Source organism: Streptomyces sp. NPDC093065 (genome assembly GCF_044754585.1).
In the GTDB taxonomy this organism is placed as follows: domain Bacteria; phylum Actinomycetota; class Actinomycetes; order Streptomycetales; family Streptomycetaceae; genus Streptomyces.
In genome coordinates this window covers 186262-198652 of sequence record NZ_JBIVPJ010000011.1, presented here as the reverse complement: position 1 = coordinate 198652, position 12391 = coordinate 186262, and the positions used below count along the sequence as shown (strand labels likewise).

The window sequence follows — 12391 nt, the reverse complement described above, 5'->3', positions numbered from 1 at the left end:
GGCCGAGAGCTTCGTCACAGCGGGGCCGGTCAGCGCACGCCCACCGCCGCGAGGGCCTTGCGCTGCCGCGGGCTGGGGTGGGCCGGGAAGTACAGGTAGCAGACGCCGCCGGTACCGGAGACGACCTTGCCGCCGGCGTTGTACCGCTTCGTCCTGAGCCAGATGTTCTCCCACTCGCGCCGCTTGTAGACGCGGCGGACGGCGTCGTTGTCGTCCGAGGCCGGGTCGTTGGCGATCACGTCGCCGTCTGCGGTGAAGCCGATCACGGTCATCAGGTGGCCGGAGGTGCCGTACCCGGACCCGGTCAGCTCCTCCTCCAGGAACGACTGGGACGTGATGGCCGGGATGCCGGCCGCGATCAGGGTCTCCAGGTCGGTGAGGGAGCCGAGGCGGGTCACCACGCCCTGCAGGCCCTTGAACGTGGCGGCGTAGGCGGCGTTGAAGGGCCAGTTGCCGCAGCCCTCGTACTGGTAGTCGTAGGTGTACCGGGCGGCGTGGCACACCTGCGGGTCGGCGTAGGAGGGGTCGACCCAGGCGAGCTGCTCCTCGGTGAGGCGGCCGCCCCAGTACTCGACGATCATCTGCGAGGAGGTCGGGCTGCACCAGGCCTCGCCGCCGTTGTCGTACTCGGGGTACTGGCCCTTGTGGATCTCCTGGGAGTGGCGCGGGACGCGCAGTTCCCCGGCGTGGCGCGGGGTGGAGGCCGGGACGGTGAAGCGGTCGGGGATGTCCGAGCCCATCGCGCCGAGCCGCCAGACGGTGGGCGTGGTGCGCGTGCCGGGGCGGCGGTGGAGGGTGAGCCGCAGCCGGTAGGAGGCCAGGCGCAGGCCGGTGGAGGCGTCGTCGATCGAGAAGGTGTCGGTCCAGATGCTGCTCCTGCCGTCGCTCTGGTCGTCGACCGAGGTCCGCCTGATGTCCTGGTCGCCGTCGCCGGCCGTCCAGCGGCCCATCACGTACCAGGGCGTGTCCGTGCCGTCGGAGTAGGTGCCCTTCAGCTCGACCTGGACCCAGGTGCCGCTCGGCGTGTGCGCGTTCCAGGAGGCGATGACCTCCGTCGAGGGCACCGCGAGCCGGTGGACGGGCGAGGTCCAGGTCGCGTACTCCCAGGAGGCGGTGGTGCCGGTGTGCGGGTCGGTGTAGTCGGTGGTGCCGGCCGGGGCGCCGATCACGACGCCGGGGCGGGCGCCCGCGACGGGACGGGCCCCCCGGGCGGTCCCGTGCCGCCAGTCCCCGAACGTGGTCCAGGCGTGGTAGTCGACCGGTCGCCGGGGGGTGGCGCGGCCGGGGCCGGTGCCGCGCCCGCCGCCGGAGTCCGCGGCGGTCGCGGCCCGGGCGGTGGCCGGGATCGCGCCGCCCGCCGTGGCGGCCGCCGCGACGGCCGCGGCCAGAAGGGTTCTGCGGGACGGCTGTTCGACTCTGCTCATGGGCGGGAGACCCCCAGGTGTCCGTGTCGGGCGGGTCCGTCGTTGCACGTTCGTGCGCCAACTATGGCCGCAGGCGCCGGCTCCTGCCAGCACTTCCACGCACGCCACGCCATCAATATTGGTGTCTACCAGTGGCGGGTACGGGGGTGCGGGTGCCGGGGCGCGGGGCGCCGGAGGCGCGGGTGGCTAGAGTGCGGGTGAACGTGTCCGCACCTCCTGCCCAGGGACCCGCCATCCTCGACCTGGCAACCCGGCTCCGCCGGCTTCCCCCCTCGTGCGGGCCCGTGCGCCTGATCGGCGTCGACGGACACGCCGGGTCGGGGAAGTCCACCTTCGCCGGGCGGCTGACGGCCGGGCTGGACGGTGCGCCGGTGCTGCGCCTCGACGACATCGCCAGCCACGACGAGCTGTTCGACTGGACCGCACGGCTGCTCGGCCAGGTGATCGAGCCCCTGCGGCGCGGTGAGACCGCGCACTACGCGCCGTACGACTGGCGAACCCGGCGCTTCGGGGCTGCGCGCCCCCTCGCGCCCGCTCCGGTGATCCTCGTCGAGGGTGTCGGCGCGGGCCGGGCGGCGCTGCGACCGCACCTGGCCGCACTGCTCTGGATGGATCTGCCCCGGGAGCAGGCGTGGGCACGCGGACGGGCGCGCGACGGAGCGGAACAGCGGGCGTTCTGGGACGGGTGGATCCCGGCCGAGCGCCGGCACTTCGCCGAGGACCCCTCGCGCCCCTTCGCGCACCTTCTGGTGCGACAGTGCGAACAGGGATACGAGGTGCTGCCGGGGCCCGCGGGAACCGCCACCGGAGCCCACTTCCTCACTCAGGGTGACGGGCCATAGGCGATGTGTTGAACGCGTGAAGATCACGCTCCGGCAACCCGCCGACGGACCCCAACTTGGCTTGACCCAGGGGCCGTACAGGTCTTACGTTCTGAATGTGCGGCAGTTCGAAGCCGCCGACAGACGCGAAGCCCCCGGTTGTTCCCCCGTGATCGGGGGCTTCGTTCTGCCCTGAGCACCATTTCCGGCTGCTCCGCGGCGCCGCGCGATCACACTCGGTCACCGTCTGGCCGTGCGCCCTCGTCGCTTCGACCTCGTGGAACGGCCCCTCCCGCACCCTTCGGAGGAAAGACCCCCGCGGGTACGATGCCCTCGGTGCGGGCTACCGGAGATTGCCGCACGCACCTGCAACTCCGGTCCGCGGCGGAGCCGTTGACCGAGACGGCCGACGAGTGACGGCTCGACGGCTTACCGACGGGGGCACGGTAGGTGGGGGACGTGATGGACTTCGGCGCGCAGGGCCCACAGGCCCCGGCCGAACTCGCCTGGCTGCGCGGCGTGGACGCCTACACCATGGGGGCCTACCCGCAGGCGGAGGAGGAGTTCCGGGCGGCGGTGCGGATCGATCCCGCGATGGCCGACGGATGGCTGGGACTGCACGCCCTGCGCGTCGACACCACCAACGCGCTCCTGCGAATGTTCCGCAACCGCGACCGCTTCGGCGAGCAGCGGGCCCGCCACCGCCGGACGCTCAACTCCTGGTACTGGCTGGGCTGGTGGGTGCAGCCCGTGCTGGAGAACCCCCGCGATCTGCTGCTGGCGCACGCCTCGCACTGGCTGGACGGGCGGCACGTACCGGAGCTGGACCGGGCCCTGGCCGGACTGCCGCCGGTGGACTCCGACCCCCAGGTCCGCTTCCTGCACGCCTGCCGTGCCTACCTCGTCAAGGACTGGGAACAGCTCGTCCGGCACACCGACCCGCTGCTCGGCGACCCCTTACTGGGCATCGAGGCCGGCCTGTTCAGCGGCATGGCCCGGGTCCGCCTGGAGATGTTCGGGCAGGCCCAGCCGCTGCTGTCGGCGGCCCTGATGCGGTGCCGCAGCGAGCAGCCGCAGCGCAAGGAGCTGCGCTACTGGCTGGCGCGGGCCCACGAGGGCACCGGGCGCAGCGCCGCCGCACTCCCGCTGTACCGGGCGGTGCACCGCGTCGACCCGGCCTTCATGGACACCTCGGCCCGGCTGGCGGCGATCGCCGAGAGCGACGGCTACGACGACCCGGCCGACCTCGCGGGGCTCGCGCAGGCCGGTGCGGCGACGGACGGCCTGGACGGGCTCGACCCCCTCTTCGGCATCGAGGAGCGCGGCGTCAAGCTCTCCGCGCCCGAGCCCCCGCTGTCCACCCCGCTGCCACCGCTCGGCGGAGCGTCGGTGCGCGAGAAGGCCGACGGGCCCGACCCGTCCCTGCCCACCGGGCCCACCGATCCGGCGTTGCTGGAGGAGGCGCTCGCGGAGCTGGAGCGGATGGTGGGCCTCGAACCGGTGAAGCGGCAGGTCAAGGCGCTGTCCGCGCAGCTGAACATGGCGCGGCTGCGGGCCGGGCAGGGCCTGCCGGTGCAGCCGCCCAAACGTCACTTCGTCTTCTCCGGTCCCTCCGGCACCGGCAAGACCACCGTGGCCCGCATCCTGGGCCGCGTCTTCTACGCCCTGGGGCTGCTCGGCGGCGACCACCTTGTGGAGGCGCAGCGGGCCGATCTGGTCGGTGAGTACCTGGGCCAGACCGCCGTGAAGGCCAACGAGCTGATCGACTCCGCGCTCGGGGGTGTCCTCTTCGTCGACGAGGCGTACTCCCTGTCCAACTCCGGGTACGGCAAGGGCGACGCGTACGGCGACGAGGCGCTGCAGGTGCTGTTGAAGCGGGCCGAGGACAACCGGGACCACCTGGTGGTGATCCTCGCCGGCTATCCGGAGGGCATGGACCGGCTGCTGGGCGCCAATCCCGGGCTGTCGTCGCGCTTCACGACCCGGGTGGACTTCCCGTCGTACCGGCCGCTGGAGCTGACCTCGATCGGGGAGGTGCTCGCGGCGGACAACGGGGATGTGTGGGACGAGGAGGCGCTGGACGAGCTGCGGTCGGTCGCGGGGCACGTGGTGGATCAGGGGTGGATCGACGAGTTGGGGAACGGGCGGTTTCTGCGGACGCTGTACGAGAAGAGCTGTGCGTACCGGGATCTGCGGTTGTCCATGTATCCGGGGGTGTTGAGCCGGGATGATCTGTCGACGTTGCGGTTGCCGGATCTGATGCAGGCGTATGGGGAGGTGCTGTCGGGGCGGGGGCCGGGGGGCCCGTCGGCCGTGTAGGTGCTGAGCCTCGGTGCGGGGTGGTGCGGTGCGCAGCCCGGCGTTGCGGGGTGCCGCTGCGCCCACCCGTGCCGCCCTGGGGGCACTTCCCAGGCCGTTCAGGCACTGGGGGAGGCACGACTGCCCGCAGCGGCGGCAGCGGCGGTCAGGTCGCCAGGGTTACCTCTCTGTCTCTGTGGGCCGGGTCTCTTACCTCGCCGACCAGGAGTTCCAGTACGTCCTCCAGGGCGACCAGGCCCAGTCCCCTGCCCGACGCGTCCGTGACCTGGGCCAGGTGGGTGGCCGCGCGGCGCATCACCGTGAGGGCGTCGTCCAGGGGGAGTTCGGGGCGCAGGGTGGTCATCGGGCGCCACAGGTGCTGGGGGACGGCGCGGTCGGACTCCTCCAGGTCGAGTACGTCCTTGACGTGCAGGTAGCCCATGAAGGCGCCCTGTTCCGCCGCGACCGGGAAGCGCGAGTACCCGGTGCGGGCGGTGAGCGCGACGATCTCCCCGGGCGTGACCGAGGGGCTGACCGTGATCAGGGACTCGCGTGACAGGAGTACGTCGGTCACCGGACGGGAGCCCAGTTCCAGGGCGTCCTCCAGGCGTTCCTGCTCCTCCGGGTCGAGCAGGCCGGCCTGGCCCGCGTCCTCCACCAGGCGGTTGAGCTGCTCGCTGGTGAAGACCGCCTCGACCTCGTCCTTGGGCTCGACGCGGAACAGCCGCAGGATGCCCTGCGCACAGGCACCGAGCGCGACGGTGATCGGCCGGCACAGGCGGGCGAAGGCGACCAGGCCGGGGCTGAGCCACAGCGCGGCCTTCTCGGGGGCGGCCATGGCGAGGTTCTTCGGGACCATCTCGCCGATGACGAGGTGGCAGAAGACCACGGCGGCCAGGGCGATGACGTAGCCGAGCGGGTGGATCATGCCGTGCGGCAGGTGGACCCACCCGAAGACCGGCTCCAGCAGGTGGGCGACGGTCGGCTCGGCGACCGCGCCGAGGGTCAGGGAGCAGACGGTGATGCCGAACTGGGCGGCGGCCATCATCTGCGGCAGCCGCTCCAGCCCGTACAGCACCTGTCGGGCGCGGGCGGTGCCGAGCGGTTCGATCTGGCTGCGGCGCACCGAGACGAGTGCGAACTCGGCGCCGACGAAGAAGCCGTTGGCGAGCACGAGCAGTGCGGCGAAGAGGAGTTGCAGGATGCTCATCGGGCCGCCTCCAGGACGGAGACCGGCGCGGTGCGCACCAGTCGTATCCGCTCGGCGCGGTAGTGACCGACCTGGCGGACGGAGAGCCGCCAGCCGGGCAGCTCCGCGCGGTCGCCGACGGCGGGGATGCGGCCGAGCAGGTCGGCGACGAGCCCGGCCACGGTCTCGTACGGCCCCTCGGGCGCCTGGAGGCCGACGCGGCGCAGGGCGTCCACGCGGCAGCTGCCGTCGACGTCCCAGGCGGGGCGGCCGTCCTCGGGCGGGGCGGGGGCGAGTTCGGGCACGTCGAGCCCGTCGTGTTCGTCGCGGACCTCACCGACGAGTTCCTCGACGATGTCCTCCAGGGTGACGACGCCGGCCGTGCCGCCGTACTCGTCGACGACGACCGCGATGGGCTGCTCGCTGCGCAGGCGGGTGAGCAGCGGCCGGACGGGCAGGGTCTCCGGGACCAGCAGCGCCGGGCGGGCGATCCGGCCGGCCGGGGTGCGCAGCCGGTCGCGCACGGGGACCGCCAGGGCGTCCTTGAGGTGGACCATGCCGACGATCTCGTCGATCTTCTCCCGGTAGACGGGGAAGCGCGACAGCCCGGTGGCGCGGGTCAGGTTGACCACGTCCTCGGCGGTGGCCGAGGAGTGCAGGGCGCTGACCTTCACGCGGGGGGTCATGACGTGCTGGGCGGTGAGTTCGCCGAGCGAGAGGGTCCGTACGAAGAGATCGGCGGTGTCCTGCTCCAGGGCGCCGGCCCGGGCGGAGTGCCGGGCCAGGGAGACCAGTTCGCCCGGGGTGCGGGCGGAGGCCAGTTCCTCGGCGGGTTCGATGCCCAGCATGCGGACCAGGCGGTTGGCCACGGTGTTGAGCGCGGCGATCACCGGGTGGAAGATCCGGGCGAAGGCGTGCTGGGGTCCGGCGACGAAGCGGGCGACCTGGAGCGGCTTGGACACCGCCCAGTTCTTGGGCACCAGTTCGCCGATCACCATCTGCACGGCGGAGGCCAGCAGCATGCCGACGACGACCGAGACACCGGAGACGGCGCCGTCGGGGACGCCGATCGCCGTGAAGGGCCCGTCGAGCAGTCGGGCGAGCGCCGGTTCGGCGAGCATGCCGACGACGAGGGAGGTGATGGTGATCCCGAGCTGGGTGCCGGAGAGCTGGAAGGACAGCTCCTTGAGGGACTCGACGACCCGGTGGGCGCGCCGGTCGCCCGCCGCGGCGGCCTGTTCGGCGTCGGGCCGTTCGACGGTCACCAGGCCGAACTCGGCCGCGACGAAGAAGCCGTTGGCGAGGATCAGCAGGAACGCGGCTGCCAGGAGCAGCAGGGGGGTGGTCATGATGCCGCCGCCTGTGGGGTGTCACAGCAGGGGGCGGCGCAGGTACTGCAGGACGGTCCGTCCATCGCCGGAGGGAGTCACTCCTCGGGTAGCAGGAACCCCGCGCACCGGGCGGAGCGACGGGGGCGAGGACGCGACGGCCGCGTCCTCGTTCCCAGATTAATCACGAAAAGGGTGCCCGCGGCAGGGGCGGCGGCGCTGCGTCAGTCACGCGGGGCCTCGGGGAGGGCACCGGAACGGGCCTCCACGAGGTCGCGCAGGGCGCGTGCGTCGGCGAGGGCACGCTGCCTGGCGATGCCCGGCTGGATGCCGAGCGCGGGCAGGCTGGTGCCGTCGCTGAGGTCGAGGAAGACCCAGGGGTCGCCGTGGCGGAGGTTGACCCGGAGGATCTCGGGCCACGCCAGGTGCCGCCTGGCGGTCAGGTTGACCACGGTGACGCCGCTGTCGTCGGCGACGACCTTGGGCCGGGCCAGCAGGAGCAGCACGCCGGCCAGGAGGAGGGCCGTCAGGACGAAGCTGCCGCGCTCTCCGGGGCCCAGGCCGCCCAGCAGCATCCCGAGCGCAGTGACGGTCGCGAAGGTCACGACCGCGAGGACGATCAGGACGGCACGGGTGCGCCCCGGACGGAAGGTGACGGGCAGGGCCGGCGGATCGTCCGGCGTGGTGTCGGGCATGGCGTGGCTCCGGGTGGTACTCCGAGGCGGTGGGCCGGTCAGAGGCGGCAGGCGTGGATGGCCGTCGTCAGGATGGCCCGGGCGCCGATCTCGTACAGGTCGTCCATGATCCGCTGGGCCTCCTTGGCGGGGACCATCGCGCGGACGGCGACCCAGCCCTCGTTGTGCAGCGGGGAGACGGTCGGGGACTCCAGGCCGGGGGTGAGTGCGACGGCCTTCTCCAGCTGCTCCACCCGGCAGTCGTAGTCCATCATCACGTACGTGCGGGCCACCAGGACGCCCTGGAGGCGGCGCAGGAACTGCTGGACCTTGGGCTCGGTGGTCTCGTCGGGCTCCGCGTCCGAGCTGGGGGCACCCCCGGACGAAGTCTGGGGGAGGATCACGATGGCCTCGGACTTCATGATGGGCTCGCCGAACACTTCCAGGCCCGCGTTGCGCAGGGAGGTGCCGGTCTCCACGACGTCCGCGATGACCTCGGCGACACCCAGTTCGATGGCGGTCTCGACGGCGCCGTCCAGGTGGACGACGGAGGCGTCGACGCCCCGGTCGGCCAGGTGGGCGGCGACGATGCCCTCGTAGGAGGTGGCGACGGTGCGGCCCTTGAGGTCGTCGATGCCGTGCGCCGTGCCGGGCTTGCCGGCGAAGCGGAAGGTGGAGCGGGCGAAGCCCAGCGGGAGGATCTCCTCGGCGTGGGCGCCGGAGTCGACCAGCAGGTCGCGGCCGGTGATGCCGATGTCGAGCTTGCCGGAGGAGACGTAGATCGCGATGTCGCGGGGGCGGAGGTAGAAGAACTCGACCTCGTTGGTCGGGTCGACGATCCGCAGTTCCTTGGACTCGCGGCGCTGCTGGTAGCCGGCCTCATGCAGCATCTCCCCCGCGGGGCCTGACAGGGAACCCTTGTTGGGGACGGCGATGCGCAGCATGAGGTCGGCTTCCTTTGCGTGAAGGGGTGGTGAAGGAGGAGAGCGGGGCTCTACAGGTGGGCGTAGACGTCGTCCAGGGAGATGCCGCGGGCGACCATCATGACCTGGACGTGGTACAGCAGCTGGGAGATCTCCTCGGCCGCCGCGTCCTTGCCCTCGTGCTCGGCGGCCATCCAGACCTCCGCGGCCTCCTCGACGACCTTCTTGCCGATGGCGTGGACGCCCTTGTCGACCAGTTCGGCGGTGCGGGAGGTGGCGGGATCGCCGTTGGCTGCCTTGTGCTGGAGCTCGGTGAACAGCTCCTCGAACGTCTTCTTGGACATGATGGCCCCCACTTTACGCGTGCCCCGACGGGCCTAGCGCCACGGTTCGGATACTGAGCGGAGCGTGGCCGCCGTGGCGACGGCCGCGGTCACGGCCTCGTGCCCCTTGTCCTCGTTGGAGCCCTCGATGCCGGCCCGGTCCAGGGCCTGCTCCTCGGTGTCGCAGGTGAGGACACCGAAGCCGACGGGGACGCCGGTCTCGACGGAGACCTGGACCAGGCCCTGGGTCACGCCCTGGCACACGTAGTCGAAGTGGGGGGTGCCGCCTCGGATGACGACGCCGAGGGCGACGATCGCGTCGTAGCCGCGGCCCGCGAGGACCTTGGCGACCACCGGGAGCTCGAAGCTGCCGGGGACCCTGAGCAGGGTCGGCTCGTCGATCCCCAGCTCGTGCAGGGCGCGCAGGGCGCCGTCCACCAGTCCGTCCATCACCTTGTCGTGCCACTGCGACGCGATCACGGCGACCCTGAGGTCCCCGACGTTGCGTACGGACAGTTCCGGTGCACCCTTGCCGCTCACGTGTCTCCTCGTATCGCTTCTTACTGGTTGCCGCAGGTGGACACGGGGGTCGTGTCCAGCCAGGGCAGGTCGTGTCCCATCCGGTCCCGCTTGGTGCGCAGGTAGCGGAGGTTGTGCTCCCCGGCCTGGACGGGCATCGGTTCGCGGCGCGTGACCGCGATGCCGTGCCGTTCCAGGGCGTCGCTCTTGTCCGGGTTGTTGGTCATCAGGCGGACGGCGCGCACGCCGAGGTCCGCGAGGATCTGGGCACCGGCGCCGTAGTCGCGGGCGTCGGCGGGCAGGCCGAGTTCGAGATTGGCGTCGAGGGTGTCGCGGCCGCGCTCCTGGAGTTCGTAGGCGCGCAGCTTGGACATCAGGCCGATGCCGCGTCCCTCGTGGCCGCGCAGGTAGACCACGACGCCCCGGCCCTCGGCCTGGATGCGGTCCAGGGAGGCGTCGAGCTGAGGGCCGCAGTCGCAGCGCTGGGAGCCGAAGACGTCGCCGGTGAGGCACTCGGAGTGGACGCGGACCAGGACGTCCTCGCCGTCGCCGAGGTCGCCGTGGACGAGGGCGATGTGCTCGACGCCGTCGACCGTGGAGCGGTAGCCGTACGCCGTGAACTCGCCGTGAGCGGTGGGGAGTCGGACCTCGGCCTCGCGGCGGACGGTGGGCTCCTCGCTGCGCCGGTGGGCGATGAGGTCCTCGATGGAGATGATCGTCAGGCCGTGCTTGCGGGCGAAGGGGATCAGCTCGGGCAGCCGCAGCATGCGCCCGTCCTCGCCGGCGATCTCCACGATGGCGCCGGCCGGGCGCAGGCCCGCGAGGCGGGCGAGGTCCACGGCGGCCTCGGTGTGGCCGTTGCGGACGAGCACGCCGCCGGGCCGGGCGCGCAGCGGGAAGACGTGCCCGGGGCGGACCAGGTCGGTGGGCTCGGCGGTGCCGCTCGCGAGGAGTTGGAGAGTGGTGGCGCGGTCGGAGGCGGAGATGCCGGTGCTGACGCCGTGCGCGGCGGTGGCGTCCACGGAGACGGTGAAGGCCGTCTTCATGGACTCGGTGTTGTCGTCGACCATCTGCGGGAGCCGGAGCCGGTCCAGTTCCTCGCCCTCCATGGGGGCGCAGATCAGGCCGCGGCACTCGCTCATCATGAAGGCGACGATCTCCTCGGTCGCCTTCTCGGCGGCGACGACGAGGTCGCCCTCGTTCTCGCGGTTCTCGTCGTCGACGACGACCACCGGGCGGCCGGCGGCGATGTCGGCGACGGCCTGCTCGACCGGGTCGAGGGAGAGGTCGTCGACGCCGTCGGGACTGTAGAGGATGGGTGCCGTGCTCATGCGGGCGCTCCTTCCGGGATGGGCCGGGCGGCGTTGCGCGAGCGCAGCCACCAGTCGCGCAGGCCCCACAGGACGAGCGCGCCGTAGAGGACGTAGACGAAGCCGGAGAAGGCGAAGCCGTTGGCGAAGTTCAGCGGGACGCCGACGAGGTCGACCAGCAGCCAGGCGAACCAGAACTCGACCATGCCGCGGGCCTGGGCGTACATGGCGACGACGGTGCCGACGAAGATGTACGCGTCCGGCCAGGGGTCCCAGGACAGGGTCGGGTAGGCGGTGAAGACGGCGCCCACCGCGAGGGTGCCGACGGCGGCCGCGGCGGCCAGGGCACCGCGTTCGCGCCAGGTGGCGAACCGTACGGCGACGGAGCCGTCCTGGGTCTGCCGCGAGCCGCGGTTCCACTGCCGAAAGCCCCAGGCGGCGACGGCCATGACGACGATCTGCTTGCCGGCGCTGCCGGAGAGGTGGGCGGTGGCGAAGGCCGCGAAGAGGACGAGCCCGGAGACGAACTGCACGGGCCAGGTCCAGATCGAGCGCCGCCAGCCGAGGGCGAGGCCGAGCAGACCGATCACGTTGCCGATCATGTCCGACCACTTGATGTGCTGGTCGAAGAGCGTGAACGCCTCGGAGTTGAGCCAGTTCACCGGGCGCCCCCCTGCGTGCCGAGGAGCCGCTCGACGTACTTCGCGATGACGTCGACCTCGAGGTTGACCGGGTCGCCGGGCTGCTTGATGCCCAGCGTGGTCAGCGCGAGGGTGGTGGGGATGAGGCTGACGGTGAAGAAGTCGGGGCCCGCGTCGACGACGGTGAGGCTGATGCCGTCGACGGTGATGGAGCCCTTCTCCACGACGTAGCGGGCGAGGTCGGCGGGCAGGGAGATCCTGACGAGCTCCCAGTGCTCGGAGGGCTTGCGTTCCAGGATCTCGCCGGTGCCGTCGACGTGGCCCTGCACGATGTGGCCGCCGAGCCGGGCGCCGACGGCGGTGGGGCGCTCCAGGTTGACCCGGGAGCCGACGGCGAGGACGCCGAGGCTGGAGCGGTTCAGGGTCTCGGCCATCACGTCGGCGGTGAACTCGTCGCCCTCGTGGTCGACGACCGTGAGGCAGACGCCGTTGACGGCGATGGAGTCGCCGTGCCGGGCTCCTTCGGTGACCGCGGGGCCGCGCAGACGGAAGCGACAGGCGTCGTCGAGGGTCTCGACGGCGGTGATCTCGCCCAGCTCTTCGACGATTCCGGTGAACACTTCCCGGGTCCTCCTGCCTCTTCGGGCACGGACTCCGGGGCTGTCGACGAACGACAGAAGGGACGGACGGGAACGCGGGAACGACGACGCCGGACGGGGCCCGTCCATGACGGACGCGCCCCAGAGATCGGCGGCTCGCACGTGTGCTCGCCCGCCGCGCACTGCCTCCCATCCGGACTTTAACCGTCGGTCCAGGAATTTCACCTGGTCAACCGGCCGCTGGAGGCGACCGGGTCGCGGACTGTAACCGCCGGTTCGGACTTTCACCGACCCCGGAGTGCGCTGCTTCTGGTACAGGGCCAGTGTGCCACGCCCGGCGAC

12 protein-coding genes and 1 riboswitch are annotated in these 12391 nt (G+C 72.1%); of the genes, 2 read left to right on the top strand and 10 right to left on the bottom strand.

Annotated features, from left to right (window positions below; genetic code table 11):
- Positions 1-29: 29 nt before the first annotated feature.
- Positions 30-1424, bottom strand: a complete 1395-nt coding sequence (locus ACIQFU_RS20895) for a peptidase C39 family protein (RefSeq protein ID WP_402553373.1) — start codon at positions 1422-1424, stop codon at positions 30-32.
- A 203-nt stretch (positions 1425-1627) separates the two neighbouring features.
- On the opposite strand from ACIQFU_RS20895, the gene ACIQFU_RS20890 reads away from it, so the two are divergent.
- Together ACIQFU_RS20890 and ACIQFU_RS20885 are read left to right on the top strand one after the other, a co-directional pair.
- A complete protein-coding gene (locus tag ACIQFU_RS20890; RefSeq protein ID WP_402553372.1) occupies positions 1628-2266 on the top strand; it encodes a uridine kinase in 639 nt (212 codons plus the stop codon).
- A 441-nt stretch (positions 2267-2707) separates the two neighbouring features.
- A complete protein-coding gene (locus ACIQFU_RS20885) occupies positions 2708-4564 on the top strand; it encodes an AAA family ATPase (protein WP_402553448.1) in 1857 nt (618 codons plus the stop codon).
- A gap of 145 nt (positions 4565-4709) precedes the next feature.
- Here ACIQFU_RS20885 and ACIQFU_RS20880 read toward each other — a convergent pair whose 3' ends face one another.
- The 9 genes from ACIQFU_RS20880 to ACIQFU_RS20840 form a co-directional block, all read right to left on the bottom strand.
- A complete protein-coding gene (locus ACIQFU_RS20880) occupies positions 4710-5753 on the bottom strand; it encodes a hemolysin family protein (RefSeq protein ID WP_402553370.1) in 1044 nt (347 codons plus the stop codon).
- Entirely contained in the window at positions 5750-7081 is a 1332-nt protein-coding gene (locus ACIQFU_RS20875; protein ID WP_402553368.1) for a hemolysin family protein, read from the bottom strand. The genes ACIQFU_RS20880 and ACIQFU_RS20875 overlap by 4 nt, the downstream gene beginning before the upstream one ends.
- A gap of 203 nt (positions 7082-7284) precedes the next feature.
- Positions 7285-7755: a PH domain-containing protein gene (locus ACIQFU_RS20870; protein WP_402553367.1), complete on the bottom strand. Its 471-nt coding sequence runs from the start codon at positions 7753-7755 to the stop codon at positions 7285-7287.
- A gap of 38 nt (positions 7756-7793) precedes the next feature.
- Positions 7794-8678 carry an ATP phosphoribosyltransferase gene (gene hisG, locus ACIQFU_RS20865; RefSeq protein ID WP_402553365.1) on the bottom strand — a complete coding sequence of 295 codons (885 nt, stop codon included), beginning with the start codon at positions 8676-8678 and terminating at the stop codon, positions 7794-7796.
- Positions 8679-8728: 50 nt separating this feature from the next.
- Positions 8729-9001 carry a phosphoribosyl-ATP diphosphatase gene (locus ACIQFU_RS20860; RefSeq protein ID WP_007447430.1) on the bottom strand — a complete coding sequence of 91 codons (273 nt, stop codon included), beginning with the start codon at positions 8999-9001 and terminating at the stop codon, positions 8729-8731.
- Between the two features lie 33 nt (positions 9002-9034).
- A complete protein-coding gene (ribH, locus tag ACIQFU_RS20855) occupies positions 9035-9520 on the bottom strand; it encodes a 6,7-dimethyl-8-ribityllumazine synthase (protein WP_391906085.1) in 486 nt (161 codons plus the stop codon).
- Between the two features lie 20 nt (positions 9521-9540).
- Positions 9541-10830 carry a bifunctional 3,4-dihydroxy-2-butanone-4-phosphate synthase/GTP cyclohydrolase II gene (locus tag ACIQFU_RS20850; protein WP_402553363.1) on the bottom strand — a complete coding sequence of 430 codons (1290 nt, stop codon included), beginning with the start codon at positions 10828-10830 and terminating at the stop codon, positions 9541-9543.
- Positions 10827-11471, bottom strand: coding sequence for a nicotinamide riboside transporter PnuC (locus tag ACIQFU_RS20845; RefSeq protein WP_402553361.1), 645 nt, complete (start codon positions 11469-11471; stop codon positions 10827-10829). Before ACIQFU_RS20845 ends, ACIQFU_RS20850 begins: the two co-directional genes overlap by 4 nt.
- On the bottom strand, positions 11468-12070 hold the full coding sequence (locus tag ACIQFU_RS20840) for a riboflavin synthase (protein WP_402553360.1): 603 nt from the start codon (positions 12068-12070) through the stop codon (positions 11468-11470). The genes ACIQFU_RS20845 and ACIQFU_RS20840 overlap by 4 nt, the downstream gene beginning before the upstream one ends.
- Before the next feature lie 154 nt (positions 12071-12224).
- Positions 12225-12355: riboswitch (FMN riboswitch) on the bottom strand.
- Positions 12356-12391 lie beyond the last annotated feature (36 nt).

Excerpts from the sequence above, each read along its gene's own strand:
- hisG (WP_402553365.1), bottom strand. The coding sequence starts at position 8,678 with ATGCTGCGCATCGCCGTCCCCAACAAGGGTTCCCTGTCAGGCCCCGCG.
- ACIQFU_RS20875 (WP_402553368.1), bottom strand. The coding sequence starts at position 7,081 with ATGACCACCCCCCTGCTGCTCCTGGCAGCCGCGTTCCTGCTGATCCTC.
- ACIQFU_RS20870 (WP_402553367.1), bottom strand. The coding sequence starts at position 7,755 with ATGCCCGACACCACGCCGGACGATCCGCCGGCCCTGCCCGTCACCTTC.
- ACIQFU_RS20850 (WP_402553363.1), bottom strand. The coding sequence starts at position 10,830 with ATGAGCACGGCACCCATCCTCTACAGTCCCGACGGCGTCGACGACCTC.
- ACIQFU_RS20880 (WP_402553370.1), bottom strand. The coding sequence starts at position 5,753 with ATGAGCATCCTGCAACTCCTCTTCGCCGCACTGCTCGTGCTCGCCAAC.
- ACIQFU_RS20885 (WP_402553448.1), top strand. The coding sequence starts at position 2,708 with ATGGACTTCGGCGCGCAGGGCCCACAGGCCCCGGCCGAACTCGCCTGG.
- ACIQFU_RS20860 (WP_007447430.1), bottom strand. The coding sequence starts at position 9,001 with ATGTCCAAGAAGACGTTCGAGGAGCTGTTCACCGAGCTCCAGCACAAG.
- ACIQFU_RS20895 (WP_402553373.1), bottom strand. The coding sequence starts at position 1,424 with ATGAGCAGAGTCGAACAGCCGTCCCGCAGAACCCTTCTGGCCGCGGCC.